26 protein-coding genes are annotated in these 24,948 nt (G+C 69.9%); 11 read left to right on the top strand and 15 right to left on the bottom strand.

What is annotated here, in order from left to right:
• Positions 1–13: 13 nt before the first annotated feature.
• Complete coding sequence (locus WG922_RS07590) at positions 14–637, top strand: TetR/AcrR family transcriptional regulator (protein WP_340281794.1); 624 nt, start codon at positions 14–16, stop codon at positions 635–637.
• 9 nt (positions 638–646) lie between these two features.
• Here the strand turns inward: WG922_RS07590 and WG922_RS07585 are convergent, their stop codons facing one another.
• On the bottom strand, positions 647–1,705 hold the full coding sequence (locus WG922_RS07585; protein ID WP_340281793.1) for an Ldh family oxidoreductase: 1,059 nt from the start codon (positions 1,703–1,705) through the stop codon (positions 647–649).
• Positions 1,706–1,867: 162 nt separating this feature from the next.
• Between WG922_RS07585 and WG922_RS07580 the strand changes: the two genes are divergently transcribed.
• The 4 genes from WG922_RS07580 (at position 1,868) to WG922_RS07565 (ending at position 4,593) form a co-directional block, all read left to right on the top strand.
• Positions 1,868–2,074 carry a hypothetical protein gene (locus WG922_RS07580; protein WP_340281792.1) on the top strand — a complete coding sequence of 69 codons (207 nt, stop codon included), beginning with the start codon at positions 1,868–1,870 and terminating at the stop codon, positions 2,072–2,074.
• 132 nt (positions 2,075–2,206) lie between these two features.
• On the top strand, positions 2,207–2,557 hold the full coding sequence (locus WG922_RS07575) for a DUF962 domain-containing protein (protein ID WP_340281791.1): 351 nt from the start codon (positions 2,207–2,209) through the stop codon (positions 2,555–2,557).
• Positions 2,558–2,716: 159 nt separating this feature from the next.
• Positions 2,717–3,886, top strand: a complete 1,170-nt coding sequence (locus WG922_RS07570) for a DUF4382 domain-containing protein (protein ID WP_340281790.1) — start codon at positions 2,717–2,719, stop codon at positions 3,884–3,886.
• A 221-nt stretch (positions 3,887–4,107) separates the two neighbouring features.
• A complete protein-coding gene (locus tag WG922_RS07565; protein WP_340281789.1) occupies positions 4,108–4,593 on the top strand; it encodes a septal ring lytic transglycosylase RlpA family protein in 486 nt (161 codons plus the stop codon).
• Positions 4,594–4,888: 295 nt separating this feature from the next.
• Here the strand turns inward: WG922_RS07565 and WG922_RS07560 are convergent, their stop codons facing one another.
• From WG922_RS07560 to WG922_RS07505, 12 genes are all read right to left on the bottom strand, one after another.
• Positions 4,889–5,980, bottom strand: coding sequence for a hypothetical protein (locus WG922_RS07560; protein ID WP_340281787.1), 1,092 nt, complete (start codon positions 5,978–5,980; stop codon positions 4,889–4,891).
• A gap of 137 nt (positions 5,981–6,117) precedes the next feature.
• Positions 6,118–7,038, bottom strand: a complete 921-nt coding sequence (locus WG922_RS07555; RefSeq protein ID WP_445322803.1) for a ZIP family metal transporter — start codon at positions 7,036–7,038, stop codon at positions 6,118–6,120.
• Positions 7,039–7,471: 433 nt separating this feature from the next.
• On the bottom strand, positions 7,472–7,657 hold the full coding sequence (locus tag WG922_RS07550; RefSeq protein WP_340281783.1) for a hypothetical protein: 186 nt from the start codon (positions 7,655–7,657) through the stop codon (positions 7,472–7,474).
• 75 nt (positions 7,658–7,732) lie between these two features.
• Positions 7,733–8,824, bottom strand: a complete 1,092-nt coding sequence (locus tag WG922_RS07545; RefSeq protein WP_340281781.1) for a DUF1513 domain-containing protein — start codon at positions 8,822–8,824, stop codon at positions 7,733–7,735.
• Complete coding sequence (locus WG922_RS07540; protein ID WP_340281779.1) at positions 8,814–9,911, bottom strand: imelysin family protein; 1,098 nt, start codon at positions 9,909–9,911, stop codon at positions 8,814–8,816. Before WG922_RS07540 ends, WG922_RS07545 begins: the two co-directional genes overlap by 11 nt.
• Complete coding sequence (locus tag WG922_RS07535; protein ID WP_340281778.1) at positions 9,911–11,365, bottom strand: di-heme oxidoreductase family protein; 1,455 nt, start codon at positions 11,363–11,365, stop codon at positions 9,911–9,913. Before WG922_RS07535 ends, WG922_RS07540 begins: the two co-directional genes overlap by 1 nt.
• The gene (locus tag WG922_RS07530; RefSeq protein WP_340281777.1) at positions 11,365–12,558 is read right to left on the bottom strand and encodes an imelysin family protein; all 1,194 of its coding nucleotides are present in this window, start codon (positions 12,556–12,558) and stop codon (positions 11,365–11,367) included. Before WG922_RS07530 ends, WG922_RS07535 begins: the two co-directional genes overlap by 1 nt.
• A gap of 228 nt (positions 12,559–12,786) precedes the next feature.
• Entirely contained in the window at positions 12,787–13,365 is a 579-nt protein-coding gene (locus tag WG922_RS07525; RefSeq protein WP_340281776.1) for a c-type cytochrome, read from the bottom strand.
• Positions 13,362–14,453: a c-type cytochrome domain-containing protein gene (locus WG922_RS07520; RefSeq protein WP_340281775.1), complete on the bottom strand. Its 1,092-nt coding sequence runs from the start codon at positions 14,451–14,453 to the stop codon at positions 13,362–13,364. The genes WG922_RS07525 and WG922_RS07520 overlap by 4 nt, the downstream gene beginning before the upstream one ends.
• A gap of 190 nt (positions 14,454–14,643) precedes the next feature.
• Complete coding sequence (locus tag WG922_RS07515) at positions 14,644–15,651, bottom strand: hydroxyquinol 1,2-dioxygenase (protein WP_340281774.1); 1,008 nt, start codon at positions 15,649–15,651, stop codon at positions 14,644–14,646.
• Between the two features lie 20 nt (positions 15,652–15,671).
• The gene (locus WG922_RS07510; RefSeq protein WP_340281773.1) at positions 15,672–16,178 is read right to left on the bottom strand and encodes a hydroxyquinol 1,2-dioxygenase; all 507 of its coding nucleotides are present in this window, start codon (positions 16,176–16,178) and stop codon (positions 15,672–15,674) included.
• Positions 16,179–16,305: 127 nt separating this feature from the next.
• Entirely contained in the window at positions 16,306–17,256 is a 951-nt protein-coding gene (locus WG922_RS07505; protein ID WP_340281772.1) for a LysR family transcriptional regulator, read from the bottom strand.
• A gap of 262 nt (positions 17,257–17,518) precedes the next feature.
• Here WG922_RS07505 and WG922_RS07500 point away from each other — a divergent pair, with 262 nt between their 5' ends.
• Both WG922_RS07500 and WG922_RS07495 read left to right on the top strand, forming a co-directional pair.
• The gene (locus tag WG922_RS07500; protein ID WP_340281771.1) at positions 17,519–17,995 is read left to right on the top strand and encodes a hypothetical protein; all 477 of its coding nucleotides are present in this window, start codon (positions 17,519–17,521) and stop codon (positions 17,993–17,995) included.
• Positions 17,996–18,241: 246 nt separating this feature from the next.
• Complete coding sequence (locus tag WG922_RS07495) at positions 18,242–18,430, top strand: hypothetical protein (protein ID WP_340281770.1); 189 nt, start codon at positions 18,242–18,244, stop codon at positions 18,428–18,430.
• Between the two features lie 194 nt (positions 18,431–18,624).
• Here WG922_RS07495 and WG922_RS07490 read toward each other — a convergent pair whose 3' ends face one another.
• Complete coding sequence (locus WG922_RS07490; protein WP_340281769.1) at positions 18,625–19,623, bottom strand: diacylglycerol/lipid kinase family protein; 999 nt, start codon at positions 19,621–19,623, stop codon at positions 18,625–18,627.
• Between the two features lie 382 nt (positions 19,624–20,005).
• On the opposite strand from WG922_RS07490, the gene WG922_RS07485 reads away from it, so the two are divergent.
• The 4 genes from WG922_RS07485 (at position 20,006) to WG922_RS07470 (ending at position 24,222) form a co-directional block, all read left to right on the top strand.
• Complete coding sequence (locus WG922_RS07485; protein ID WP_340281768.1) at positions 20,006–20,392, top strand: hypothetical protein; 387 nt, start codon at positions 20,006–20,008, stop codon at positions 20,390–20,392.
• Positions 20,393–20,401: 9 nt separating this feature from the next.
• The gene (locus tag WG922_RS07480) at positions 20,402–21,028 is read left to right on the top strand and encodes an exopolysaccharide biosynthesis protein (RefSeq protein WP_340281766.1); all 627 of its coding nucleotides are present in this window, start codon (positions 20,402–20,404) and stop codon (positions 21,026–21,028) included.
• Positions 21,029–21,281: 253 nt separating this feature from the next.
• Entirely contained in the window at positions 21,282–23,714 is a 2,433-nt protein-coding gene (locus WG922_RS07475; protein ID WP_340281765.1) for a catalase, read from the top strand.
• A 25-nt stretch (positions 23,715–23,739) separates the two neighbouring features.
• Positions 23,740–24,222 carry a hemerythrin domain-containing protein gene (locus WG922_RS07470; RefSeq protein ID WP_340281764.1) on the top strand — a complete coding sequence of 161 codons (483 nt, stop codon included), beginning with the start codon at positions 23,740–23,742 and terminating at the stop codon, positions 24,220–24,222.
• Positions 24,223–24,390: 168 nt separating this feature from the next.
• On the opposite strand, the gene WG922_RS07465 is transcribed toward WG922_RS07470, so the two are convergent.
• Positions 24,391–24,861: a universal stress protein gene (locus WG922_RS07465; RefSeq protein ID WP_340281763.1), complete on the bottom strand. Its 471-nt coding sequence runs from the start codon at positions 24,859–24,861 to the stop codon at positions 24,391–24,393.
• Positions 24,862–24,948: the final 87 nt, after the last annotated feature.

Raw genomic sequence — 24,948 nt, 5'->3', positions numbered from 1 at the left:
TACCATCACCGGGATGTCCCCCCCGGCAGCACGCCATCCCGTTTCGCCAAGCACGTCGGCGCCGCCCGAGGGCGAGCACCTGCCGCGGCTGCTCGAGGCGATGGCGCGCACCGTCGGCTCCAAGGGCTACGCCACCACCACCATTGCCGACATCGTTGCCGAGGCGCAGGTCTCGCGGCGCACCTTCTACGAACACTTCCAGACCAAGGCCGACTGCCTGGTGGCACTCTACGAGCACGCCAGCCTGCAGGGCCTGCAGGTGCTGCGCCAGGAACTCGACGGCCGTTCTCCCTGGCAGGAGCAGGTCGAGCGCGCGCTGCATGCCTATCTGACGTGGATGGCGCGCAATCCCATCCTCATGCGCACGCTGTTCCTGGAGATGCTGAGCCTGGGTCCGCAGGGGATGCAGGCGCGACGGCGGGTGCACGCGCAGCTGGCGCAATTCATCCAGCAGACGGTCAACGGTCCGCGACGCAAGGCGCCGCCTTCTTCGCGCGAGTTGTCGATGGCGGTGATCGGCGGACTGCACGAGCTGGTGCTCGAACGCATCGAGGCCGGCGACGTCGCCGGCCTGCCCCAGCTCGCCCCCGTGGCGGCCGACCTGGTGCGCCGCGTGCTCGCGGTTTCGCATACCTGAGCTTGGACCTCAGGCGTCGAGCACCGAAGCATCGACGTCAAGCCTGGCGGCCCAACTGCGCAGCCCTGCGACAGTGTCCTCGTCGAGTGCGAGGCCTTTCGCGAGCTGCTCGCGGCGCAGCGCCAGTCCGCGTTCGCCCGGGGTGCGCACCGGCTCGCCCGCCTCGAGCGGCGGGTTGGCACGGCAGTGTTCGGCCACCCACTCCATCTTGTCGTTGAACGCGGACACGCCGGCGAAAGCCTGCGGCTCGAGCACCTGCACGAACAGCGTGGCGCCCCAGGGCGCGTTCGCGTCGCCGCGCCCGTGCCCAGACAGTCCGGCCGTGAGAGCCTCCACCATCAGCGACAGCCCGTAGCCCTTGTGCCCGTTGTCCTTGCCGCCCAGCGGCAGGATCGTGCCCTTGCCCGCCCCCAGCGCCGCCGGATCGTCCGTCGGCCGGCCTTCGCGGTCCTGCAGCCACGCATGCTCGAGCCGGCGGCCGGCGCGCAGGTACTGCGCCACCTTGTTGTTGGTGGTCGAGGAGGTGGAGACGTCCACCAGCACCGGGTCAGCGCTGGCGCCGGCCGGAAACCCCGCGGCGATCGGGCTGGGCGAGAACAGCGCTTCGGTGCCGCCGAAGGGCGCGACGCTGCCGCCTGCGGGCGCGGAGGACATCAGCAGCAGCACCTGCCCGCCTTCGGCCACGCGTCGTGCATACGGCGCCAGGGCCGCGACGTGGTGGCACTGGCGCACGCTCACCGCTCCCATGCCGAACTGCCGCGCGCGCTCGCTCGCAAGTGCTATGGCGCGCAGGGTGACCCAGGGCCCCGGCAGACGCCGACCGTCCCACAGCGCTACGGCGCCACCATCGCGCAGCACCAGCGGCTCGCCCTGCACGGCCATTCCGCCGGAGCCGATTTCGCCGAGGTAGGTCGGCAGCAGCCGCAGGCCGTGTGTGCGGTGACCCAGAAGGTCGCCTTCGACCAGCACGGATGCGACATCGACGGCCATCTCGGGCGGCATGCCCGCGGCGGTCAAGAGCGACTGGGCCAGGGACTCGAGCGATGCGGCGGTCAGGGTGCGGGGCATGGGCCCGGATTATCGCGACCGGGCACCGGGGCGCTGCATCGCCCGATACGTCGCGGCGTGCTCCTACACACCGGCAGGCGCCCGGAAAGCCGTCGCGTGCGGGCATGCTGCTAGCCTTGCGGCTCCCGTCACGGGTGATCAGAAAGAGGGCAGGAACGCACGATGGAGAAACTGGATTTGACGGACAAGCTCCGTGCCTGGGGCGCCACGCATGCGCAGGCACGCATGACACGCGCTGCGGCTGCCGTGCAGCGGGATGGCGCTTCGCAGGCGCTCCATGAAAAGGCAAGCGCGCTCGAGCAGCGCGCGAACGCATTGCACCGCGAGATCTACGGACAGCTCGACTTCAAGCAACGCGCGCCGGGCTGAGGCCGCGACGGGCTTCGCTGGGCTGGACAGGCGCGCCGCGCCGCCGGCCCCTTGCGCGCGCCGTCCTGGCTTGACGCAGAGTGCGAGGCCGGATACAGATGCTGTTACCCCCACACAGCACCGGAGACAGCCATGCAGCCCACGATCGATGGCCTCGCGTCCGACCGCACCACGGTCGATCCGAAAGCCCTTCACAGCTTCGCCGAGTTCTACCCCTTCTACCTCGCCGAGCACAGCAACCCCAGCTGCAGGCGCATGCATTTCCTGGGCTCCAGCCTGGGCCTGCTGTGCGTTGCGGCGGCCGTGGCGACCTGGAACCCGTGGTGGATCGTGGTGGGCCTCGTGAGCGGGTATGCCTGCGCATGGATCGGCCACTTCGGCTTCGAGAAGAACAAGCCGGCCAGCTTCAAGCGCCCCCTCTACAGCTTCATGGGCGACTGGGTGATGTACAAGGACATGTGGCTCGGCAAGGTGTCCTTCTGAGCGCTCGGGCACTCCTGTGGCGTACTTTTGTCGCAAGGTGTTAGGGTCGTAAACGCGTTGGCGCTGCGGGCGCCGAACGGCTCCTGTGCGAAACATCTGCATACGCGAGCTCTCTCATCCGACCTCAGCATGCGCAGCTCATCAATACGAGGAGGACGCATGCACAACAGGATTTCGCTCGCCGCTGGTCGGCTTCATCGCGTGGCCGTGCTGGCCGTGCTCGCCGCCGCCACCCTGGCAGCCTGCGGCGGCGGCAGCGCCCCGGCCGTCGAGCCCGGCACGTTGCGGCTGGCGCTGACCGATGCGCCCGCCTGCGGATTCGATCATGTCTGGGTCACCATCGCCGGCGTGCGCGTGCACGCGAGCGGCACTGCCCTGGATGCCGAGGCCGGATGGCGCGAACTGCCGGTCGATCCGCCGCGCCGGATTGACCTGCTGACGCTCACCAACGGGGGCTTGCAGGAACTCGGCGGCCTCGAACTGCCGGCAGGCCGCTACGAGCAGATGCGGCTGGTGTTCGCGCCGACCGGCGAAGCTGGTGCGCCGGTCGCGCCGCATGCTGTGCAGCCGAGCGGCGGCGCGATGGCGCTGCCGCTGGAAGTTCCCAGCAGCCAGCTGGTGGTGAACGTGCCGCTTGCTGTCGATGTCGCTGCCCGGCAGACCTCGGACCTGGTGCTCGATTTCGACGCCTGCAAATCGGTGGTCACCGCGGGTGCCTCGGGGCGCTTCCAGCTCAGGCCCGTGGTGCAGGCGCTGCCCCGTGGTGCAGGCGGCGTCCAGGGCACTGTCGCGGCCGAGCTGGCGCGGCCAGGCACTACGGTTGCGGCGCAGCAGGACGGCGTCACCGTGCGTTCGACGCAGCCCGACGCCAGCGGCAAGTTCGCCATCCCCTTTCTGCCGCCCGGCAGCTACACCGTCGTGGTCAGTTCCCTGGACCGCGCCACCGGCGTGGTTACGGACGTTCCTGTCGAAAGCGGCCTGACAACCGTGAACACCTTGCCCATCGCGCTGCCCGCCTCGGCAATGGCGGAGCTCACCGGCAGCCTCTCACTGAACCTCGAGGCCGACGCCGTCAACGCGGCCAGCACCAGCCCGCTCGCCGACGCCGAGGTTCGCGCATTGCAGTCACTCGCTGGCGGCCTGGCAGTCGAGGTTCGCAGCCGGGCCGTCGATGGCGTGCTGGGCAGCTACAGGCTGCTCGTACCCCGATCCGCTGCGCAGCGCGCCGCCTACAGCCCGTCGGGCACGCTCGCATTCGTACCCGATGCCACCGAGCAGGGGCAATACAGCCTCGACGTGCACCTGCGCGGCGGTGCACCGCTCGAATGACGGTGGCGTTCGCCTGTGCGTCGAGCTGCCGGAGTCATCTGCGTGGCGCTCGATTCCGGAGGGCGAGCTGCCGGGCCTTTGCCGCAGGGGGGCCGCGGCCCTTCTGCCGGGGACGGGCCGATCCGCAGCCGTCCTACCGCTGCAACCGCAGGAGGCCGACGCAGCGCCCACGGGCTCTTTTGCAGCCTTGGAGCGTCATCGTTATCCGCACGAGAGCCGCCATGGAACGCAACGCATCGCACACACCGATCCGCCGCGCAGTCACCCGCATCGCCGGCCTGCTCCTGTTTGCCTCGGCGCTGCCCGTCGCCGCCGGTTCGGCCGGCGAACGGCCGACGCCCAAGACCGGTACCGACCACACGGGCGAGCCCCGCGTGGGCATCGCCTCCTTCTATCACGACCGCTTTGCCGGCCGGCCGATGGCCAACGGCAAGCCGATGCAACCGGACCAGGACAATGCCGCCAGCCGAACGCTTCCCCTGGGCACGACCGCGCGCGTGACCAATCTCGAGAACGGTCAGAGCACCGTCGTCACCATCGAGGACCGCGGCCCGTACGTGGACGGGCGCATCGTCGATCTCTCTCCTGCCAGTGCCGAGGCCATCGGGCTGACCGAGGAGCAGGGGCTCACGAAGGTGGAGGTCGCGCCCATTCGCGTGCCGCTGCCGGACGGCTCCGCCATCATGGGCGCGGGCGCGCAGCCCTGAGTCGGCGCGGAAAGGGCGACCGCGCCCTCCCGGAGCGTGGGGAAGGAGCCTTATCGGAGCGGCAATGCCGATCAGCCAGGTGGCACCCACGGCATGCCACATCGCAGGCGAGCGCGTCAGTGCCGCCGCGGACCTGCAGCTCTGAACGCACGCCTGCGGTTCTGCAGGCCAAGCGCGTCTGCAGCGCGGCGCCTGCCCGGCGAGCTGCTGGCCCGCTGTGCCGCGGACGACTGAGGCAGTGATCACAATTCCAGACCGCTTCGCACCGGCTCCGCGGTGACCTCGCGCGGTCGGATCAGCCGCGGATCAGGACGCCCCCGCTCGGTACCTGTGTCTCCAGCACCGTGCAATCGCCCGGGGGCGACTGCCGGCCCGGGGGCACGCCGGGAATCCAGATGCGGCAGGTGCCTGGCGGCGGATAGTGCCCGGCGGAGATCCGCAGCGAATCGCCCGGTGCGGGAGCCGGCGCGGGTGCTGGTGCGGGAGCCGGCGCGGGTGCTGGAGTCGGCGCCGGTGCGGGTGCCGGCGCCGGCACCGGCGGGGGAACAGGTACAGGAGCCGGAGCCGGTGCGGGTGCAGGAACTGGCGCCGGCGGCGGTGCAGGCGCAGGCACAGGCCCCGGTGCCACCGGGTCCGCGTACCGGCTCGCCCGCGAAATGAACCCGATCCGACGATCGTCCCGCATCGCGAGCGACACCAGGCGGGGCGGCGAGGCCTGCGTGTCCAGGAAGGCGACGCCGTTCACGCGCGTGCCGTTGCCGTGCATGCAGTTCTGGCCGACATAGGTGAGCCGCAGGTCGAACACCTTGCGCCCCGAAGGCCGCGGGGTGGCCTGCCCGGTCAGCACGCAATCGTCCGAGGCGATCCAGTTGAAGTCGCCCGCCTCGCTGATCGCCAGCACCGTGTTTTCGTCCAGCGCATAGCGTCCTGCGAGCGCACCTGGGGAGGCGGGTTCCTCGTAGGACGGGTCGTAGTCCAGGCTCAGGCTGCGCGCACCGGGGGCTTGGGCCTCGATGCGTCGCGGCGCAAGCACCGCTCCGCTGTAGGTCACGTCCGCCACAGAGCCGTCGGCAAAGCGGTACTCCGTCACCGCGGCGCTGTAATTCTGCTGCGCGTCGATGGCGCTCGTACCGCGCGCCCCGCCGGTGATCGCGACGGCATCGGCGTAGACGCCCCAGGTGCTCCCGTCCTCCAGGATGATGTAGTCGGCCCAGCCCCCGGCGGCGGCACGCCCGCTCCAGAAACCTTCCGCCGCACTGCGCGCCGCCGCGTCGCCCAGGCCCAGCGCGCCGCCATCGACCGACCCGTCGCCGCCGCCCCCGCCGCATCCGGCCACGAGACCGGTGAGGGCGAACAGGAGGGCGGTGTGGGGGCGGTGTTTGGGCATCGGGGTCCTGTGTGCTTTCGTGAACTACAGCCTAGTGCAGGCGCCCACCCGCTGCGGAAGAGGCTTACGCATGATTGCAGTTCATACCTCGCGCGACATCCTGCGAGAGCTGCCGAACGGCCTTCGCGGTGCGGCGCTCACAGTGCGGTGTCCAGCACCATCATCAGCGCGAAGCCGGCCATCAGGCCCAGCGTCGCGGCGGTCTGATGGCCATTGCGGTGGGTCTCGGGAATGACTTCGTGCGACACCACGAACAGCATGGCGCCCGCGGCGAGCCCCAGGCCGACCGGGTAGGCCGCCAGCGAGTTGCCCACCAGCATCACCCCCAGCACCGCACCCACGGGCTCGAGCAGCCCGCCGGCTGCGGCGACGCCCACGGCCTTGACGGCGGACACCCCGATGGTGCGCAGCGTCATCGCGACGGCGAGTCCCTCGGGAATGTCCTGCAGCGATATGGCGGCCGTCATGGGCAGGGCCACCCCCAGGTCGCCCTGGGCGAAGCTCACGCCGATCGCCATGCCCTCGGGCAGGTTGTGGATGGCGATCGCAAAGATGAACAGCCACACGCGGTTGCAGCGCTCGTGGCCCGGCCCGCAGGGCCCGGAGCGATCGTGCTCGTGCGGCGTGAACGCGTCGATTCCCAGCATCAGCAGCACGCCCGCACCAATGCCACCCACCACCAGGAACGCGCCCATCCAGCTGCTCCCCGTCAGCCCTTCGCCCGCCTCCAGCGCCGGCAGGAGCAGCGAGAAAAACGCGGCAGCCAGCATCATCCCGGCCGCACCGCCGAGCATCACGTCCTCGACGCGTTGCGGCAACCCCCGCAGGAACAGCACGGGGAGGGCGCCCACGGTCGTCGCAGCAAACCCCGCCATGCCGCCGTAGAAAGCCCAGAGAACGTGCGTGCCTGCCTGCGGTGCGGCATCGCCGGAAATGCCGTGGCCGAGGACGCCCAGGGCGACAACCGCCACGACGAGTCCGGCAAACGAAAGAGGGTGGTTGCGCGCGTGCCGGGCGAGCGTGAGCGCCCAGCCGGCAGGCGGGTTGGTGTGTTCCATCGGCATTGAGGATGGCACCTTCCGCCAGCGCCGCGCCCGAGGAAAGAAGGCTCGACGCTGTCTTCGAAGGCGCCTATGGGCGCTGCCCACGTCGGACGACGCCTACCGCGGCATGCCGGCGGGCGCGCAGTGGCGCAGTGGCGCAGTGGGCTGCATCTCGTGCGCGTGCGGACGGCTGGCGCTCCATGGCGCGCGATCGGTGGCCGGTACCTGCTTAGCTGCGTGCGTGCAGGGTCGAACGCTGCAAACCAGGTCCCGTCGTGCGCGTGTCCGCCGGGCCGACGGCATGAGCGACGGCGGTGCGAACGCGCGGTGACGGACGAGTAAGGGCGGACGCCGGGGCGGCACCTGCGCGGCACCTGCCGGTTGCGCGAACCCGGCTCGGGGACAAGCCGTTGCCGTGTCAGCTCCGAATCCGGCAGCCCGGCGCTTGCTACTGCAAGGTCGGGCTCCCTGGCGCCCACGGCTCGCCGGCATGGGCGTCGGCGCACGAACCCGAGGCTTTCGCGCCCAGGCGGAGCCAGTGCTCGTGCAGGTGCCGCACGGCAGCGCGGAAATTCGGATTCAGTGCCGGATGCCGGTCAAGCTCATCGAGATTCGCGCAGATGCGGTGGGTCATCATGAGTCGGGCCTGCGGACCGCCGCTCGGTGCAGGGCGTTCCGAGAGGCAGGGCGTGCAAGAGGCAGGTCGCCTTCAACCGAGCACGCGCCAGTGGTTGTCCAGCTGAAGCGCTGCATCGACGTCGAACGCCTGCGGCGAACGCGACAGCAGTTGCGCCTGCGATTGCCCCGCGGCCCACAACTCGGATGCCCTGGCATCCACCGCGCAGGCCGTGGCGAGGCGTGTCCAGCCGGTCTGGCGCCCGTGCGCATCGAAGCGGGCCAGGCCGTTGCTGCGCGGGCAGCTCACGACGAAGCTCCCTGCGGCGAAGGCCACGCCGCCGCCGTAGCCGGACAGCGGGGCAGCCGGCGCCCGGCTGCGCAAGGCGCTGCCGTCGAATACGGCCAGCACGGGCGCCGCAGCCTTGGCCACGGGGTCGTCGTGCTCGGCCTGCAGGGCGATGCCCAGCATGCTGTCGCCGCCGGCCGTCCTCCCCCAGGCCAGGTGGCGCAGGCCCAGCCGGGCATCCGGCAGGCGCCACTGTCCGCGCAGCCTGCCGTCCCCAGCATCGAGCTGCACCAGGCTCGAGTCCATGCGGTGCAGCGCGTGCTTGGTGCGGCCGGTTTCGGCAAGGGTCAGGATGCCGCCATTCGCCACCCACACTGCGCCGCCGGGGCCGCGCACCAGCTCATGGGGATCGGCTCCATGGGTCGGCCATTCATCGACCTTCTCCAGCGTGGCGGCGTCGCGCACGCCGAGCAGGCCCTGGCCCGTGAACTGATCGGTCTCGGTGGTGAACAGAAGCCGCTGGTCTGCGCTCTCGAGCGCGTGGCCGTTGAAGCTGCGCCCCGGCTCGGCCCAGGCCCATTGCGCGTCGGCTGTGTCCGGGTGCCAGCGCAGCAGCCAGTCACCCGGCCGGCGGGACACCGCCAGCACCGCGCCCCCCGGCTGGGGCAGCAGGCCGTGGGCCCTGGTGGGCACGTCCACCACGCGATGCGGGCGCAGACTGCCGCCTTCGCGCAGCAACACGCCGATTCGCGCGCCCGCTGCAGCGTCGTTCCAGGCCGCGGCGAAGCGCGTCGGCCCAGCCGCAGCACCCGCCCGCGGCAGCCCCTGCAGCAGCGCGCCGGCGGCAAGCAGCATGCAGTCGCGCCGGCTCCAGCCGGCAGGGGATTCAGTCGCCATCGTTGTCGGAAAAGCCGATCTGGATATCGAGGGCCGCAGCCACGTCCGTTTCGGCCAGGCGCTTGAGGGCGGCCATGGCATTGGCCGCGGCAAGCACGGACTGGGCGTCTGTCGGCTCGGCCCGAGCGAGCTCGCGCGTGGCCTGCGCGCTGGCCTGCGCCAGCCGGTCGGCCAGGGCGTTCGAGCCGCGGCCTCGCAGGGTGGCCTCGAGGGCGATCGGACGGGAGGGCTTCGCCGCGCCTGCGAGCTCGCCGCTCACGCCGAGCGCCTGCAGCGCGCGCCACCGCGCGCCCCAACTCGACGCCGTGCCGCCGCTCGCCATGCGCGGAAATGCCGGCGTCTCGTCCGGGCGGCCAGCGCGTTGCGGCTTCTCCATGTGCGTCCAGCGCAGGCGCTCGAGTCCGCCGATCCACTGGTTCATCGCCTGCTCCATCGCCGCGCGGGCGCCCGCCTCGTCCGATGCCCAGTCGCGTGCCGCAAGCTCGGCGAACGCCTCGCGCAGCGCGCGGGCCTCGTGGTCGATATCGCGTGCCAGCAGCACGGCATAGCGGCAACCAGGCGTCTGCGGCCAGGCGGGGCGGGTCCAGAGCAGCCATTCCAGCGCGGGGAACCCCTTCGCCGGCGTTCCCACCCGCTCCAGCGCCGGCAGGTCGGCCGGTGCTGTCCGCAGGGCACGCTCGATCATCGCCGGGCGCGCCGGAGAGAAGTCGATGCGCATGGCCGATCGCCGCCCGACCAGGGGGCCGAGCGGCACTGCCGAGAGCGTGTCCCAGGTCACGGCCGCCGAGCGCCAGGCCGCGCGTGCCCGCTGCAGCGCCGCCGGGGCCCGGTCGGCCGGCGCCTCGCAATAGGCCTGCAGCGCCGGCGGCAAGGTGGCCGCCTGCTCGGCGAACTCCCGGGCCCTCGGCGCAAACCAGTGGCGGTACAGGCCCTCGGCATAGGCCGTGGCCGTGGGCTGCGCGATCGGCCCTGCCGGCGCCGCATGGGAGGAGGTCGCCGACGACGCGGCAGCCTGGGAAGGAGCCGGGGCGGTCCACGACAGGGCGCCGACGGCCCCGGCGAGGGCGAACACAGGCCAGGCCTTCATCACAGCGACTCCACGAACTTCACCAGCGCGTCGCGTTCGGCGCGCGTCATCTCCAGCACCGTGCGGCGGCTGTCTTCGGCTTCTCCGCCGTGCCAGAGGATGGCCTCGAGCACGCCGTCGGCGCGGCCGTCGTGCAGCAGCCGCTGGTGACCGTTCACCTCGCGCAGCAGACCCAGGCCCCACAGCGGCGGCGTCTTCCACTGCCGCCCGTTCGCCAGGAAATCGGGCCGCCCGTCGGCCAGGGCCTCGCCCATGTCGTGCAGCAGCAGGTCGGTGTAGGGAAAGATGCGCTGCCCCTGCAATGCCTTGCTGGCCAGTCGCGCGAAGGGGCCGCTTGCCGTCACGTACTCCGGCCGGTGGCAGGCCGCGCACTGCGCGCGGGCAAACAGCGCCTGCCCGGCGCGCACCTGCGCATCGTCGGGCGCACGCCGCGCGGGCGGTGCGATCGTGGCGCTGTAGAACGCCACGTCTTCCAGCGTCTTGTCGTCAATCTCCGGCCTGCCGCCGTCACCGCCACGCGGTGCCGACAGGCAGTCCTTCTGCACGGCGGTGCAGGCTTCGCGCGGGAACAGCGACGAGGTGATGCCCATGTCGGCGTTGAAGGCCGCGGCGGTCTGGTGCAGCACCGTGGCGACGTTCGCCTTCCAGCCGAAGCGGCCGAGCATCGTTTTCTGCGCCGCAGCATCCCACACCCGGTTGGGTGTGCCCTTGACGGGGCCCGGCGTGTCCGCCTGCGCGCGCGCGTTGGCCAGGATCTCGCCCTCGGGAATGGCCTCGAGCAGACCCATTCCGATGATCTGCGGTGCGATGCGCGCACTGAGCTGCACCTGCGGGTGCAGCGGCCCGTGGGCCAGCGCGCGCAGGCCAAAGGCCGGCTTGCGCAGCGTGTAGCGGCTGCCGTCGGCGAAGCGGCCGTGCACGAGTGTTTCGCGCAGTTCGACTTCACCCTCGGGCTGCACGCCACGCACCGCGGCGTTGGTGAACTGGTCGCCATAGGTCGGCTCGGGCCGCACGCCCAGGTGCGGGTCGGCATCTCCCGGGATCGACAGGCGCAGCAGCAAGGCCAGTGGTTGCGTGTCGTTGACGCCGTTGAGCAACTGCGGCGGCGCCCCCCGGCCGTCCAGCGTGTGGCAGGCCCCGCAGGAGCGCGCGATGAAGTGCGGGCCCAGGCCGTCGCGCGCCCGCGTCGAGGAGGGCGCCTCGACCCAGTTGCGCTTGAAGAAGGAGTTGCCGATGACGAAGCGGGTGCGCTCCGCATCGGCGAGGTTGGCGGCGGGGAAGGAGAACGCGTTCTTGCCGGTGGCGACGACGGTGGTGGCCCCGCCCGGGCGCGTGTCGTCGGCCCGCGGCTCGGCGGCGGCCACCCCGATGCAGCCTGCCGCGGCGCCAAGGACGGCGGCGGCGGACACGGCAGTAAAGACGGCGGCGGCGCCTTGCGTGCGAGACGGCCGCATCAAGGCTGCACCAGATTCAGCTGGCGGATGCCGATGGCGCGTGCCGCGTCCACGAGGTCCTTGCTTTGCCGGGTGAGGCTGTCGATCGCCGCCTGCACGCGGCGGCGCCCCGGCGCGTCAGCTCCACCCCGGATCTCCTGGTCGAAGGGCGGACGGATGGCCTCGGTCGCCGCCACCGACGCGGCGATCTGCCGTGTGGTCCGCTCGGCCAGCGCAGCGTCCGTCGATGCCACCAGGGCGCGCAGCGATGGCCCCTGGAGCACGCTGCCGTCCGCCCGTCGGTAGCTGCCCAGCCAGACGTTCTGGACGCCGCGCGCGTTGGTCACCGCATCGCGGTGCGTGTTGTCGGAAAAGCAGCTGTGCTCGTCCTCCTGGTCCTGCGTGCTCAGCGCCACCTCGAGCCGCTCGCCGGCCAGCTCGCCGCGCGAGAGCGAGCCCAGGCCCACCACCATGCGCCGCAGCGACTCCTGTCCGCCCCGCTCCAAGCGCGCGCGGTAGTTGCCCTGGACGCCGGGTGCCCACGCCTTCACGAGCGACTGGAGATCGTCCACCAGCAGTTCGGTCACGGTCTGCAGATAGCGCCGGCGGCGGTCGGCATTGGGAGCCTTGCCATCGACGAAGTCCTGGAAGTCGCGCCTGCCCGGCCCGTCGTCGAACGTGTCCTGTCCCCACAGCATGAATTCGATCGCGTGCCAGCCCGTCGCGACGTTCTCCTCGCCCCCGCGCTCGTTCATGGCGGCCAGCGCCTGCTTCGTGATGTCGGCCTTGCGGTCGTTGACCAGCCCGGCACCGGGGCGGCCTGCAACCGAGTCCACATACGACTCGTCCATCGGCCACGCATTGAGGCGCCCCTCGCGGCCGCTCTCGTCGTCGATGGGGCCGCCGTAGAACCGGAATGCCTCGGTCTGCCCGTACACCTCGCGTCCGGCCAGCCAGGCCTTGCGGGCAGTGTCCAGCGCGGCGGCCGAGGGCGCCCGTACGAACGCGTCCACCGCCTTCTGCAGGTGCCGGGCCGCGGCCAGCGCATCCGAATAGCTGGCGTGCACCAGCGCCGCGTAGTGGCGGGCCACTTCGTCGCGGGTGGGCGCGGCGGCGCCGCCGACGGAGGCCGGCCCGGCCGCGACCCACGACGGCGAACCGCCGGCCAGCAAGGCGGCTGCCACGGTGAGGCAGGAAAGCGCGCGCGTATTCATGAGCTATGCGAGAGAGAGTGGCGGGAGAAAAGCATAGGGCATGCGCAAGTCCCCAGCCGGGACCGCACGCGAGCGCAAGCCCACCCGAGCGCGAGCCCGACCACGAGCGCCCGCGCCTCCCCCATGAGCGCTGCTGGACGCCCTACACGAATGCCGCGCTGGAGGACTGCAGCGCCTGCGCTCGCAGCAGCTGAACGGCCGGGGTATTTCGCGATCGGAGCTGCAGACTCATTTCTTCTGCGCGGACCCGTTCGGTGGTTGCGGCTCGGGCACACGGTTACTCGTCGGCGGGAGCGTCTTGAGGTGCGCGAAGATCGCCTTCAGGTCGTCGTCCGAGAAGTTGTTGTAGACCGGTATCGGCATCGGCGGGAGGATCTCGCGCCCGCGCCCCATGCGGCGTCCCGTGCGGAAGGTCTGGATGAAGTCGCGCTCGGTCCACTCGCCCAACCCGGTCTGCGGATCGGGGGTCAAGTTGGCGGTGTAGGTCACGCCCCACGGACCCGCGAACGCGGTATTGGTCGCCGAGGAAATCACCAGCCAGGGACCTTCCGGCAACGCCGGCGGCGGCGGCATCTTCAACGATTCCGGGTGGCCCGACAGATGGCGGCTCATGTCGGGTTCTGGTCCCTTGGGACCCATCTTCATGGGGGTGTGGCAGTCGATGCATCCCGCCGTGTCCACCAGATACTTGCCACGCGCCGCCTGCGCCACCGAGGTGGTTTCGCCCGCACTGCCGGACGCGTGGGCCAGGGGTGCGCACGACAAGGTCATGAGCGCACAGAGCACAAGAGGCGGAGTGTGTTTCATCGGTGGCCTTCCTTTCGGGGTGACAGGTCGTTGATCCATGCGGAGAGCAGCGCGAGCGCCTGCGCGTCGGTGACCTGGGTGCCCAGCGGAGGCATCTGCCGCAGCGGATCGCGCGACTGCATGCGCTGGACCAGCAGGCTCTGCGCAGACTTGCCCGGCGACACGATCGGCGCTTCTTCGTCGGACTGCGCGCGCCAGCGCCCGTTGGCATCGACGGTGGCACGCAGCACCTCGAGCCGCGAAGCCGCTGGATCGCCCGCGCGTTGCGCCAAGGTCAGCCGCACCGAGACGCGGTTGGGGCTGCTGTTGTGGCAGTGGCCGCAGTTGGCGTGCAGGTAGCCGAGCGCTGCGCGTTCTACCGGCGTCGATCCGGCGATGGCCGGCGGGCTCGTGAGCATCGCCTCCGGGAGCTTGACCAGCACCCCTCGCGCGACCAGCGCGCGCAGATCGGCTTCGGCCGTCCCGCGCGGCTTGCCGCCTGGGGCCAGCGGATCGCGTGTGCCGGACAGCTGCACTGCCGAAAGACCCAGCACGGGGACGGCAGCACTGCCGTGGCAGGCGAGGCAGTCCATGCGCGAGGGCAGGGCGTAGCGGCCCTGCGGTGCTCCCTGCACCGCAACGGCCTTGACGCCCTCCGCGGGTGCCAGCACGGCGCTGCGTTTCGCGTCGTCCCAGACGTAGGTTGCAAATCGCCAGCTGCCGTCGGCCTGCCGCTCGATGAAGCGGGTCTCGACCGGCTGCCCTGCGTATTCGAACTGCTTCCACAGCCGGGTTCCCGGCGGGAACTCCCACTGATCGGGGCGGGACGCATCGATGCGGCTGCCCGGCGGCAGCCAGAGCCAGCGGCGCTTGTCCGCGCCGTCCGACCAGAGCGGGTACTGCGGAGAAAACGCAATCACATCGGGGGCGATGGTCGCATTCGAGCCCGGGGCATACAGGCCTGTTTCGTGCAGCGAGGCAGGCAGCCCGGCACCCGGGTCGTGCTGCGGCCGGGCCTGGCCCGGTCCGCCGCGGGCCATCGCGCCGGGCGGCAGGCTCACCGCCAGCGAAAGAACAACTCCACCCGCGAACAGATGCCGGATGCGCATGCTCTTCTCCCATCGATGTCGAGCAAGCCCGTGACCTAGATCTTGATCGGGTCATCACCCGCACGGAACGTGAATTGAGCTCCCCTCGCGCACCGCGTGTCAATCGGCGCTTCGTCCTGTTTTCTGCGTCGATGCGCTTCTTGCGCCGGAGCTTCGCTCGGCAGGCGCGACGGGGCGAACGCCCCGCCGTTCAGAACGTCACCGGCACTTCCGGAGCCTCGCCCCGCTGGATCTCATGCACCAGGCTGGGCGAGCCGTTCTCCCAGACCAGCAGCATCGACCGCTTGGGCGAGTAGCCCCGATGCCGGCAGTAGGCCGGCATGGCGGCCATGTCGCCCGGTTTCATGATGACGCGCGCGAGAGGCTTGCCGGTGTTCTTGTCCGCGCAGTCCCAGTGGATCTCGTCGCACATCTGGAAGAACCACTCGACGCGGTCGTTGCCGTGGATGATGGGCAGGATGTGCTCCTCGGTGGTGGGGCACATGATGCTGTGCTTGACCACGCTCGTAAACGACGGGTTCCAGGTGACCTGGCTGCGCGAGAGGAAGGCGAACAGGTTGAACGCATGCACCTCGTGCTCGAACCCCGGCTGTGGATGCAGCTCGGGCTGGTCCTGCGGCACGTCCGCGAATGCGCGGTTCACCGGGGAGCCGCGCGCGTCGGTGCGCAGCGGCAGGTCGCCGGGCAGGCCTACGCAGCGCGTCGCCAGCTCGCGCGCCCGTGTGATCGCCGGCCGGTTGTGGCCTCTCTTGCGGCCGTAGGGCGTGCCGGTTTCCTGGGGCGCGGCAAAGGGGTCGAAGCCGTCGTTGGTCCAGTCGTCGAGCATCTGCTCGAAGGTGGCGCGGATGCAGTCGGTGGGAAAGTTCTCCAGCAGATCGACGCCGGCGTCCTTGTAGCTGCCGTTGAAGCTGCCGGCGTACAGATCTACCGAGTTGTAGTGGTTGACCGTACCGACGACTTCGTCGAAGTTGACCCATCCGTAGAAAAAGCCCCACGCCACGTCCCGCATCAGCGCACGCAGATAGTCGGCGATGTCCATGGTGTGCGAAAGCGGGCGGCCGTCGCGGGTGGTCCAGCGGATGTGCGCGAAGTACTCGTCGCGCTCGAAGCTGAAGCTGCCCAGCGTGAAGCTCTGGTAGCCGAAGATCGGCTCGGGCGGGGTGGCCGTGATGTCGAACAGGCGGATCGGTGCGTTCATGGCGGATGCTCCTCGTGCGTTCAGGCTGTCTGGCAGATATCGGCCCACTTCTCGACGGAGAGTGGGCCCTTGCAGGTCTGGATGACCGCCACCGCCGCCGAGGCGGCGCGGAACTGATAGGCACTGTTCCTCGGCAGCAGGCCCTGATGGCCGCGCCGCAGCACCATCCAGCCCATGTGCTCGCCTCGAGGGGGCGCTTCGACGAGCACGGCGCCGTTGTGCTCGGCGTCCGCAAGCTGCTGGCTCGCATCGAGCTTGATCAGGTGCACTTCGAGTTCGCCATCCATGCACAGCACGAATTCGTCGTGGGCGCAGGTGTACCAGGGCGAGCGGCCCTCGGCGCGCGCGACCTCCATCACGTAGATCTGGTTCTGGCCGAATACCACCCGCTGGTAGGGAGGGCTCTTTGACGCGATGTCGAAGCAGTTCGAGAAGGCGTAGTGCTTCACGTTGTCGGCGATGGGCTCGACTCGCCCTTTCTCGTGGCTCGCAAGCGAGCCGAACCTGGTTTGATAGGCCACGATCACGGTGTGCTCCTCGGTCCTGCAGCGACAGGCTGCGCAGCCGAATGTAGGTACCTGGGGTCCCTGCCGCTAGGCACCGGCTGCCGTTCGATTCGTTCGCATTTCGCGAACGATCTCCTACCCGGTGCCCCTACGCTTCGATGAGCTCGCTGGGCAGCAGGCCGGCTTCCATCAAGGCCGCGTCCCAGGGCGGAACCGTCGTGAAGGCCGAACGGATGTGCGCGATGAACAACTCCATCTTGTAGGCGCTGCGCAAGGTCGCTGCGTACACCGCGCTGAGGCGAAACGATGAGAGCTGATGCCGCGGCAGCACGATCTGCAGGCGCCCGTCCAGGATGGCGTCGCCGGCAACCAGCGTGGGCAGGCAGACGATACCCGCGTGCTCCAGCGCGTACTCGCGCAGCAGATGCACGCTGTTGGTGAGCAGGGCCGCCTCCAGGTAGGTCGTCAGCTGCTGCCCCTGCTCTGCGTGGAAGGTCCAGCGGTCCCTTGTCGGGTAGCCCGAATAAAGGCCCAGCCTGTGCTGGTGCAGCTCGCGCGGGTCGGCCGGCGCTGCCTTGCGGGCCAGGTACTCGGGCGTCGCGCAGAAGACGCGCCGCACGGGGAACAGCGGTCGCGCGACGAGCTCGGTGGACGCGGCAGGAAAGATCTGCAGCGCGCAATCGACGCCGGCCTTCACCGGATCGACCACCGCGTCGCTCACGTTCAGTTCCAGCCGTATGTCGGGATACGCGGTCTGGAATTCGCGCAGCAGCGCGCCGAAATGGCCGATCACGAAGCCCGTGAGGGCGTGCACGCGCAGGATGCCGCCGGCGCGACCACGCGCGTCGCGCATGTGGTCCACGACGTCGTTTGCGCGGCCGACCAGCTCGGTGCAATCGATCAGGAATGCCTGTCCGAGTTCGGAGAGCCGCACCACGCGGGTGCTGCGATGGAACAGCGGCGCACCCAGGTAGTCCTCGAGCTGCTTGATGCGGGTGGTCACTACCGACTTCGCCACGCGCATCTGGCGGGCCGCTTCGGCAAAGCTCTGGGTCTGCGCGACGCGCACGAAGGTCTCCAGGTTCTGCAGTCGGTCCATGGCGAAAACGACTATAGCCACGGCATTCCACATGCGCGATCGCGGCGGCGCGCCAGCTCTGCTGTCGTAACGGGCACAGCGGCGTCCGGTGACTCGGCACGTGCGTCCCAGGTAGGTCGTCTCCTACCCGGGTCCGCGAAGCCGGACGATGTGCGCCCGTGTAGCGCTAACCACCATGAGGCTGAGCCCCGCGCCCCGTTGCCGCGCAAGGCTTTCGCTGCCCGACGCAGCGGATTCGACGATCCTCTCAAGGAGCCACGACATGCAAGCAGTCATAGGTGCCTTCGACGACCGGGCCCATGCCGCTCGCGCGCAGGAGCAGCTGGTCGAGGCCGGTTTCGCGCCCGGGGACATTCACCTGGAGCGGCACGAACCGCAGCTGGCCAGCGGCAATCGCGAACTGGACACCGCCGAGCGACGCTCGGGCGGCATTGCCGGGTTTCTTGCGAGCCTCTTCACATCGGAGGACCAGGCCAACACCGGACATGCCCACAACTACGAAGAGGCTGCACGGCGCGGCAGCACGGTGCTGGTTGTCCGAGCCGCCGATGGCTCCCTGGCGGAGCGGGCCTGCGCGATCCTGCACGAGGCGGGCGCAGTGGACGTGGACGAGCGGGTGCGTCAATGGCGCACCGACGGATGGAGCGGCGCAGCTGGCGGCCCCTCCGCTGCGCACCCGCTGGACCGCGGAGGCGTGCGGGTGTTTCCGCGCGGCGACGCAGGTTCTGGTCGCTCATAGCGCGAGGCAACGCGTGCGGGGCGTCCGGTGACTGCACGAGCCCACACCTGGACGCCGGCGCGCAACCGGGTAACAAGCGGCGACGTGCCGGATCGGCACTGAGGGAGCGGCCGAGGAGGCTCGGATCGAGGCGTCCCCGCGGTGGAGCGCGGCAGTCTGGGTAGACTGGCGGACCTTGCTATGAGCAGATACACCACTCTCGTTCCCCTGGTCCTATTCCTCGTCGGATGCAACCCGATCAGCCCCTTGGGCGGCTACGAATACAAGGAATGCCAACTGAATCTCGAGAAGCTGCCGCGCAGCTCCGAGCTCGGCGGTGGCGACCGGCTGGTCTTCATCGACCGGTGCATGGCGGAAAAGGGTCTGCGCCCTTCCGAAAGGTGTGTCGCTGCGGGCGCCCAAGGCAAGCGGCATTGCGAATACGAACGGGCATAGCAGGGTGCCCTCCGGCGCTCGCGTGACGTGGGGCGTGCGCGCCGTTCTGCCCGGCTCGGACGGTGGTTCGCTGAACATTCACGCGCTCCATCCTCAACGCAAGCACCACTGCCCGAGGCTGCGGGTCATCGATGCCCGATCGCGGGCTCCGCATGCTCGCTGCCCGCGCGCGTGCGGCATCCGAAGCCGCCAGCTCAATACACCGGACCATCCGTGCTGGACCCGGCACGCTCGGCGGCAACGCTGCGCCGCGGCCTCAGCAGGTAGAGCGGTTTGGCGAGCACGCGAAAGTCGAGCGGCGCGCGCATCGTCGTCACCTCGCCGTCGAAGGCCACCTTGACGCCGCGGCGCCCCTGCGGCAGGGTCGGCCGGACCACGAGGTGCTCGAACTCGAAGCGCTCGACACCGGCCGCTTCGCCCAGGCGGCCCATGGCCCCGTGCAGCATCAGCCTCAACATCGACAGCCTACCGATGGGCCGCAGCACCAGTCCGGCCATGCTGCCGTCCCCCGGAGTGCCCGGAAGGCTGTCTTCCGGCTCCGCGCCCAACTGCTGCAGTTGCAGGCGGTTGTTGCCCGCGAACAGCGCCAGGGCCTCCAGCTCGCGAACCGTGCCACCCATCTCGATGTGAAGCCGAAAGCGACGCGGCGCGCGCAGCAGGGTCGCACCGGCTGCCACCAGAGCCACCCAGCGGCTGCGGCCAAAGCGGCTCTTGTAAGCCTCCCGGTCTTCGAGCAGCTCGGGGTAGAGCCCGAGGCTGGCGTTGACCAGAAACACATGGCCGTTGATGCCGGCCACCTGCACAGGCAGCGGCGAAGCACGCAGCAGCAGGCGGATCGCATCGGCCGGATCCGCCGGAATGCCGTTCACGCGAGCGAAGTAGTTGAACGTGCCCTGCGGCACCACCCCCATGGCGCAGCCAGCGGCGTGAGCGCCCTGCGCCACCGTGTTGAGCGTGCCGTCGCCTCCCACAGCCACCACGGCCGTGCGGATCGACAAGGCCCTGAGTGCCGCTTCGCCTGCGACGCTGGCGAGGTGGGCGGGCTTGCAGAAATGCAACTCACCCAGCCGTCCCTGCGCGTGCAGCACGGACTCGATGACTGCGCGCTTGGCCGCGGCGTCGCTGCTGCCCGCAGCCGCATTGACGACGAACTGGACCGGGGCAGCAGGATCGAGCTCGGGAAGATGCGTCATGCAGGACGGGACCGATCGTATGGATACCGTCGATCTTGGCACGGCAGCTTTCCGCATGCGGTGCGCGCGCGCTCCAGCCTGGTGTGAACTCGCATGGCCTCGCAGCGCCACGACGCATGGATCAAGCACCCTATCAGGAGCACCGTGTCGAGCAGCATGGCGCGTGTGTGCGGTGATGAGGACCTCACGCGCAGCACAGCCGTGAAATCAAGTCCGCGTGGCGCTGCGGGACAAGCGCAGATGAGCTTCGTAAAAAGCATAGTTTCGATCAGCGAATATCTTGTTTTTCCAGGGGCGTGCGTTCACTAAGCTCCCTGGCCATGACCTTTCCTGTTCGATCGCGGTGCGCCTGCCGCACCTCCACACGCGCGAGGGCCCTCGCATGGTGATCCTGAGCTGGCTCTTCTTCGGTGCGCTGGCCCTGGTGTGGACCGGCGGCGCCTTCGTATTCGCCGAACTGGCGCAATGGGGCGCGCAGGCGCTCGCTTCCGGCGTCGCCGGGGACGCAGCCCGGGGCCTGGCGACCCTCCCGGTGCCGCAGTGGATCGTGCTGTGGGTCGATCCGGCCCTGGTGCAGACGGCCCAGTCCATGGTGCTGTGGACGTTCGATACAGCCCGCGAGGCCGTGCCGCTGCTCGGGTCGGCCGCCGGTTGGCTGGCCCCGCTGGTCTGGGTCGTATGGGCTGTCGGCCTGCTCGCTGTGCTGGTGGGCGCGGGAGGCAGCCACCTGGTCCTGCACCGCCTGCGCGGCCGCATCCGGCAGAACTGAGCGGTCCTTATGTCCAAACGACTGGCCGCGACCTTTCGGCGCGCGGCTCGGAAACAGGCGAGCTGCGATGCTGCGGGGCTGCAGCTCACCCTGCCTGGCTTGCTGCACCTGCACGGCAGCGATTCGGCGGCCGTCCTGCTGCTGCTGCTGGCACTGTTCAGCGGCACGCCCATCGCAGGAGCCGGCACGGTGCTCGCCTTCGTCATCCTGGCGCTGGCGTGGCGCTGGCATCGCGGCGCGGACGCAACGCCCCGCCTGCCTGAGCGCCTGGGTCGATTGGTCCTGAGCGAAGCCTGGTCACGCCGCTGCCTGCATGCGCTGAGCTGGCTCTATGGCACCTCGGCCCGCGTGCTGCGCGCGCGCTGGGCGCTGCTGTACCACCCCCGCACGCACGTGGGCTGGGGCCTGTGGATCGGGCTGATGGGCGTGCTGATCCTGCTGCCGCTGCCCCTTGGCAACGTGCTTCCCAGTCTCAGCCTCATCCTGCTCAGCCTGGGATGGATGTTCCGCGACGGCGTTGCCCTGCTGTCCTCGGCGGTGGTCGGCATCGGCGCAGTCGGCTTCGCCCTGACGACCGTACACCTGCTGGCGGACTGGGCCCACACCGGCCTGAGCTGGCTGCAGCGGCTGGCTTGAGGCGCACCGGTCCCGAAGACCTCTTTCTGCTTCAACGCGGCGCCTGGTTCGAGCGGTGTGAGTCGCTCGACCCTTGATGGGCCGTGCACTTGCCATCGATGCGCAAGCGACCCGGCGCCGACTGGCACCAGGCGGTCGATCGGCCGTGCAGCGTCCGCCCCCGGACAGGGCTGGCCGAGCGACACGGCCGCCTCCTACAAGGTGCCGCACCGCCGCCCCGTAGCGTGCACGCTTCCCATCGCCGGCTGCCGCCATGCCCAAATCCACGAAAACCCCTCCCCAGCCCCCCAGCCGCGCAGCCGCGAAGTCCGCCTCCCGCAACACCGACAGCGGGCCGAGCGCCGTCGCCGGTGCGATGCTGGACGCCCCCTCGAAGAAGATGGTGCAGGTGCAGGAGCTGGCCGCGGCCATGCCGCAGAACTCGACCAAGCCGGCCGAGCACGGCTTCGAGAACGGCCTGTCGCCGATGTCCGGCGCCACTGCGAAGCCGGCGTCGCGCCTGCCCACCGGCAGCACGCTCTCGGAGGAGAACACCAACGACAAGGTCGGCACCGTCGCCGATGAAGGCCGCAACCCCCTGGTGAACCCCCTCGACCGCGTGCGCGTGGACTCCTCCGGCCAGGTGCTGACCACCAACCAGGGCGTGCGCGTCGCTGACAACCAGAACTCGCTGAAGTACGGCACGCGCGGGCCGGTGCTGCTCGAGGACTTCATCCTGCGCGAGAAGATCACGCACTTCGACCACGAGCGCATCCCCGAGCGCATCGTGCACGCGCGCGGCTCCGGCGCGCACGGCTTCTTCGAGTGCTACGAGCCGCTGACCGGCATCACCAAGGCGGCGCCCTTCCGCGAAGCGGGCAAGGTCACGCCGGTGTTCGTGCGCTTTTCCACCGTGCAGGGCGAGCGCGGGTCCAAGGACACAGCGCGTGACGTGCGCGGCTTCGCCGTGAAGTTCTACACGGACGAAGGCAACTGGGACTTGGTGGGCAACAACATTCCGGTGTTCTTCATCCAGGACTCGATGAAGTTCCCGGACCTGGTGCATGCCGTCAAGCCCGAGCCGCACCACCAGATGCCGCAGGCGGCCAGTGCGCACGACACCTTCTGGGACTTCGTGTCGCTCATGCCGGAGTCCACGCACATGCTGATGTGGCAGATGAGCGATCGCGCCATCCCGCGCAGCTACGCCACCATGCAGGGCTTCGGCGTGCACACCTTCCGCATGGTCAATGACCAGGGCGAGTCCGTATTCGTCAAGTTCCACTGGACGCCCATGGCGGGCACGCATTCGCTGGTGTGGGACGAGGCGGTGAAGATCTCCGGCGCGGACCCCGACTACCACCGGCGCGACCTGTGGGAGCGCATCGAGGCAGGCGCCTACCCCGAGTACGAACTCGCGCTGCAGGTGTTCACCGAGGAGCAGGCCGAGCAGTTCAGTTTCGACATCCTGGACGCCACCAAGATCGTTCCCGAGGAGCTGGTGCCGCTGCGGCCGGTCGGGCGCATGGTCCTGAACCGCAACCCCGACAACTTTTTCGCCGAGACCGAGCAGGTCGCCTTTTGCGCGGCGCATGTGGTGCCAGGCATCGACTTCAGCAACGACCCGCTGCTGGCCGGCCGCATTCATTCCTACGTGGACACGCAGATCTCGCGTCTGGGCGGGCCCAACTTCCACGAGATCCCCATCAACGCGCCGATCGCGCCCGTGCACAACAACCAGCGCGACGGCTTCCACCGGCAGGCGATTCCGCGCGGCCGCGTGTCGTACGAGCCGAACTCGCTGGCCGGCGGCTGCCCCTTCCAGGCCGGGGCCATGCAGCAGGGCTTCGTGTCGGTGCCGGCGCGCATCCGCGCCGAGGACCAGCAGGGGAAGGTGCGCGCCAAGCCCGAGAAGTTCGCCGACCACTACACGCAGGCCAGGCTGTTCTTCGACAGCCAGACGCCGGTGGAGCAGGACCACATCGCCAACGCCTTCCGCTTCGAGCTGTCGAAGGTCACTGTGCCCGCCGTGCGCGAGCGCATGGTCGCGGGCCTGCGCCACGTGTCCGACTGGCTGGCGAAGAAAGTGGCGACCGGACTGGGAATCGACCCCCTGCCCGATCCGCTGTCGCTGGCGTTGGCCCAGCCCACGCCGCCGGAGGTGGAGCGATCGCCCGCGTTGTCCCTGCTGGCGCGGCCCGGCAACGGGTCGCTGCAGGGCCGCAAGGTGGCGCTGCTCGTCGCGCCGGGCGTACACGGCGCGTCCATTTCGGCGGTGCAGCGGGCGCTGGTCGAGGAAGGTGTCGTCGCGCGCCTGGTGGGCACGCGGATCGGGCGCATGCCGACCTCGGACGGCGACGTGCTCGACGCCGACGCCTCGCTGGAGAACGAGCCCGGCTTTCTCTTCGACGCCCTGGTGCTGCCCGACGGCGAGGAGGGCGTCGCCGCGCTCGCGCAGGACGGCCATACGATGGAGTTCATCAAGGACCAGTTCCGCCACTGCAAGACCATCCTGGCGATCGGCTCCTCGCACCGCCTGATGTCGCGCGCGGGGCTGCCGATGGTGCTGGACAAGAGCTACGAGCAAGGCGGCAGCGGCCTGTTCTTCACGGACAGCGCGACCGCGCGCGAGGCCGCCGCCTCGTTCATCGACGCGATGCGCAAGCACCGGCACTTCGGCCGCGAGATGGATCCGCCGCTGATGTAGGCGCCGAACCGAACAAGGAAGACACATGCCCGAAGCCCCCCACAAGGACGCGTGCGATTTGCTCGACGCGGACCACATTGCCGTCAAGCACCTGTTCGTCGAATACGCGCGGCTCGCAATGGCCATGCCTGCCCAGTCGGTGGAGCAGCGCACGGCGCTGGCAACCCGCATCTGCGACGATCTCACCGTGCACGCGCAGATAGAGGAGGAGATCTTCTACCCCGAGCTGCGCCGCACCGTGCCCGACGCGTCCGACATCGTTCAGGAAGGCGTGGAGGAGCACCAGGAAGCCAAGGACCTCATCGCCCGCATACGCGGTCTGGGATCCGCGGGCGACAAGATGGACGCGCTGGTGTCCGAACTGGCGCGCGCGGTCGAACACCACGTGAAGGAAGAGCGCGACGAGCTGTTCCCGAAAGCCCGGTCAGCCCGGCAGCTGGATCTGCTTGCGCTGGGTGAGCGGCTGCGGGAACGCCGGCAGGCGCTCCAGGGGGCGGTAGCGGCCTGAGGGGCTACACGCAGAGCCCCTGCAGGTTCGTCCTCGTCCAATCAGGTGATGGCGAGCTGCCAATGACGCCTCGTGGTCCGGCAAGCCGGGAATCTATCCAGACTTTGCCGCGGAGCTCCTATAGCGAAGCTGCGAACCACCCAAAGGACTCGCTCTGAACGGGAGTGGTCAGTCGCTGGCCATCGGATCGCCGGATCGCACCACCAGCACCGGAACCGGCGCCGCCCGCAGGATCTGTTCTGTGCCGCTGCCCAGCACGGCGCGGGCGATGCCACGCCGGCCGTGTGTGCCCGTTACCACCAGGTCCGCCTCCCACGACCGGGCTTCGCGGGCGATGAGGTCACCTATGCGATGGCCGGGCGCATCGACCAGGTGCGACTCGGCCGGCACCTCTGCATCGCGGGCAAGTTGCTCGGCCGCCGTCAGCAGCTCGCCGGCCTGGCGATGGGCGGTGGCGACCAGGTCCGGCGCCCAGCCGTAGCCGGATACGAAGTCAAGTTCGTCCAGCACGTGGACGAGCCGGACGCGGCCGCCCGACTCGGCGGCCATCCGCAAGGCCGATTCGAGGGCACGGGTCGAAGGACCGCTGCCATCGACGGCCACCAGGATGCGCTTGTACATGGTGATCTCCTTCAACATGGCCATCATTCGACCCTGGCGACTGCGCCGACTTGAGCCGCATCAAGAAGTGGCCAAGATGCGACGGCCACTGAGGGCGCTCTGAAA

The organism is Ramlibacter sp. AN1015 (genome assembly GCF_037726105.1).
Taxonomy (GTDB): Bacteria; Pseudomonadota; Gammaproteobacteria; order Burkholderiales; family Burkholderiaceae_C; genus Ramlibacter.
Note: the sequence above shows the minus strand (reverse complement) of the source record. Positions and strands in the feature narration are given on the sequence as shown.

Excerpts from the sequence above, each read along its gene's own strand:
- WG922_RS07545 (WP_340281781.1), bottom strand. The coding sequence starts at position 8,824 with ATGGCGACTGAATCCCCTGCCGGCTGGAGCCGGCGCGACTGCATGCTG.
- WG922_RS07515 (WP_340281774.1), bottom strand. The coding sequence starts at position 15,651 with ATGAACGCACCGATCCGCCTGTTCGACATCACGGCCACCCCGCCCGAG.
- WG922_RS07520 (WP_340281775.1), bottom strand. The coding sequence starts at position 14,453 with ATGCGCATCCGGCATCTGTTCGCGGGTGGAGTTGTTCTTTCGCTGGCG.
- WG922_RS07575 (WP_340281791.1), top strand. The coding sequence starts at position 2,207 with ATGCAGCCCACGATCGATGGCCTCGCGTCCGACCGCACCACGGTCGAT.
- WG922_RS07560 (WP_340281787.1), bottom strand. The coding sequence starts at position 5,980 with ATGCCCAAACACCGCCCCCACACCGCCCTCCTGTTCGCCCTCACCGGT.
- WG922_RS07485 (WP_340281768.1), top strand. The coding sequence starts at position 20,006 with ATGGTGATCCTGAGCTGGCTCTTCTTCGGTGCGCTGGCCCTGGTGTGG.
- WG922_RS07505 (WP_340281772.1), bottom strand. The coding sequence starts at position 17,256 with ATGGACCGACTGCAGAACCTGGAGACCTTCGTGCGCGTCGCGCAGACC.
- WG922_RS07585 (WP_340281793.1), bottom strand. The coding sequence starts at position 1,705 with ATGCCCCGCACCCTGACCGCCGCATCGCTCGAGTCCCTGGCCCAGTCG.
- WG922_RS07570 (WP_340281790.1), top strand. The coding sequence starts at position 2,717 with ATGCACAACAGGATTTCGCTCGCCGCTGGTCGGCTTCATCGCGTGGCC.
- WG922_RS07535 (WP_340281778.1), bottom strand. The coding sequence starts at position 11,365 with ATGCGGCCGTCTCGCACGCAAGGCGCCGCCGCCGTCTTTACTGCCGTG.
- WG922_RS07555 (WP_445322803.1), bottom strand. The coding sequence starts at position 7,038 with ATGGAACACACCAACCCGCCTGCCGGCTGGGCGCTCACGCTCGCCCGG.
- WG922_RS07480 (WP_340281766.1), top strand. The coding sequence starts at position 20,402 with ATGTCCAAACGACTGGCCGCGACCTTTCGGCGCGCGGCTCGGAAACAG.
- WG922_RS07475 (WP_340281765.1), top strand. The coding sequence starts at position 21,282 with ATGCCCAAATCCACGAAAACCCCTCCCCAGCCCCCCAGCCGCGCAGCC.
- WG922_RS07550 (WP_340281783.1), bottom strand. The coding sequence starts at position 7,657 with ATGACCCACCGCATCTGCGCGAATCTCGATGAGCTTGACCGGCATCCG.
- WG922_RS07565 (WP_340281789.1), top strand. The coding sequence starts at position 4,108 with ATGGAACGCAACGCATCGCACACACCGATCCGCCGCGCAGTCACCCGC.
- WG922_RS07500 (WP_340281771.1), top strand. The coding sequence starts at position 17,519 with ATGCAAGCAGTCATAGGTGCCTTCGACGACCGGGCCCATGCCGCTCGC.
- WG922_RS07490 (WP_340281769.1), bottom strand. The coding sequence starts at position 19,623 with ATGACGCATCTTCCCGAGCTCGATCCTGCTGCCCCGGTCCAGTTCGTC.
- WG922_RS07470 (WP_340281764.1), top strand. The coding sequence starts at position 23,740 with ATGCCCGAAGCCCCCCACAAGGACGCGTGCGATTTGCTCGACGCGGAC.
- WG922_RS07590 (WP_340281794.1), top strand. The coding sequence starts at position 14 with ATGTCCCCCCCGGCAGCACGCCATCCCGTTTCGCCAAGCACGTCGGCG.
- WG922_RS07525 (WP_340281776.1), bottom strand. The coding sequence starts at position 13,365 with ATGAAACACACTCCGCCTCTTGTGCTCTGTGCGCTCATGACCTTGTCG.
- WG922_RS07580 (WP_340281792.1), top strand. The coding sequence starts at position 1,868 with ATGGAGAAACTGGATTTGACGGACAAGCTCCGTGCCTGGGGCGCCACG.
- WG922_RS07540 (WP_340281779.1), bottom strand. The coding sequence starts at position 9,911 with ATGAAGGCCTGGCCTGTGTTCGCCCTCGCCGGGGCCGTCGGCGCCCTG.
- WG922_RS07530 (WP_340281777.1), bottom strand. The coding sequence starts at position 12,558 with ATGAATACGCGCGCGCTTTCCTGCCTCACCGTGGCAGCCGCCTTGCTG.
- WG922_RS07465 (WP_340281763.1), bottom strand. The coding sequence starts at position 24,861 with ATGTTGAAGGAGATCACCATGTACAAGCGCATCCTGGTGGCCGTCGAT.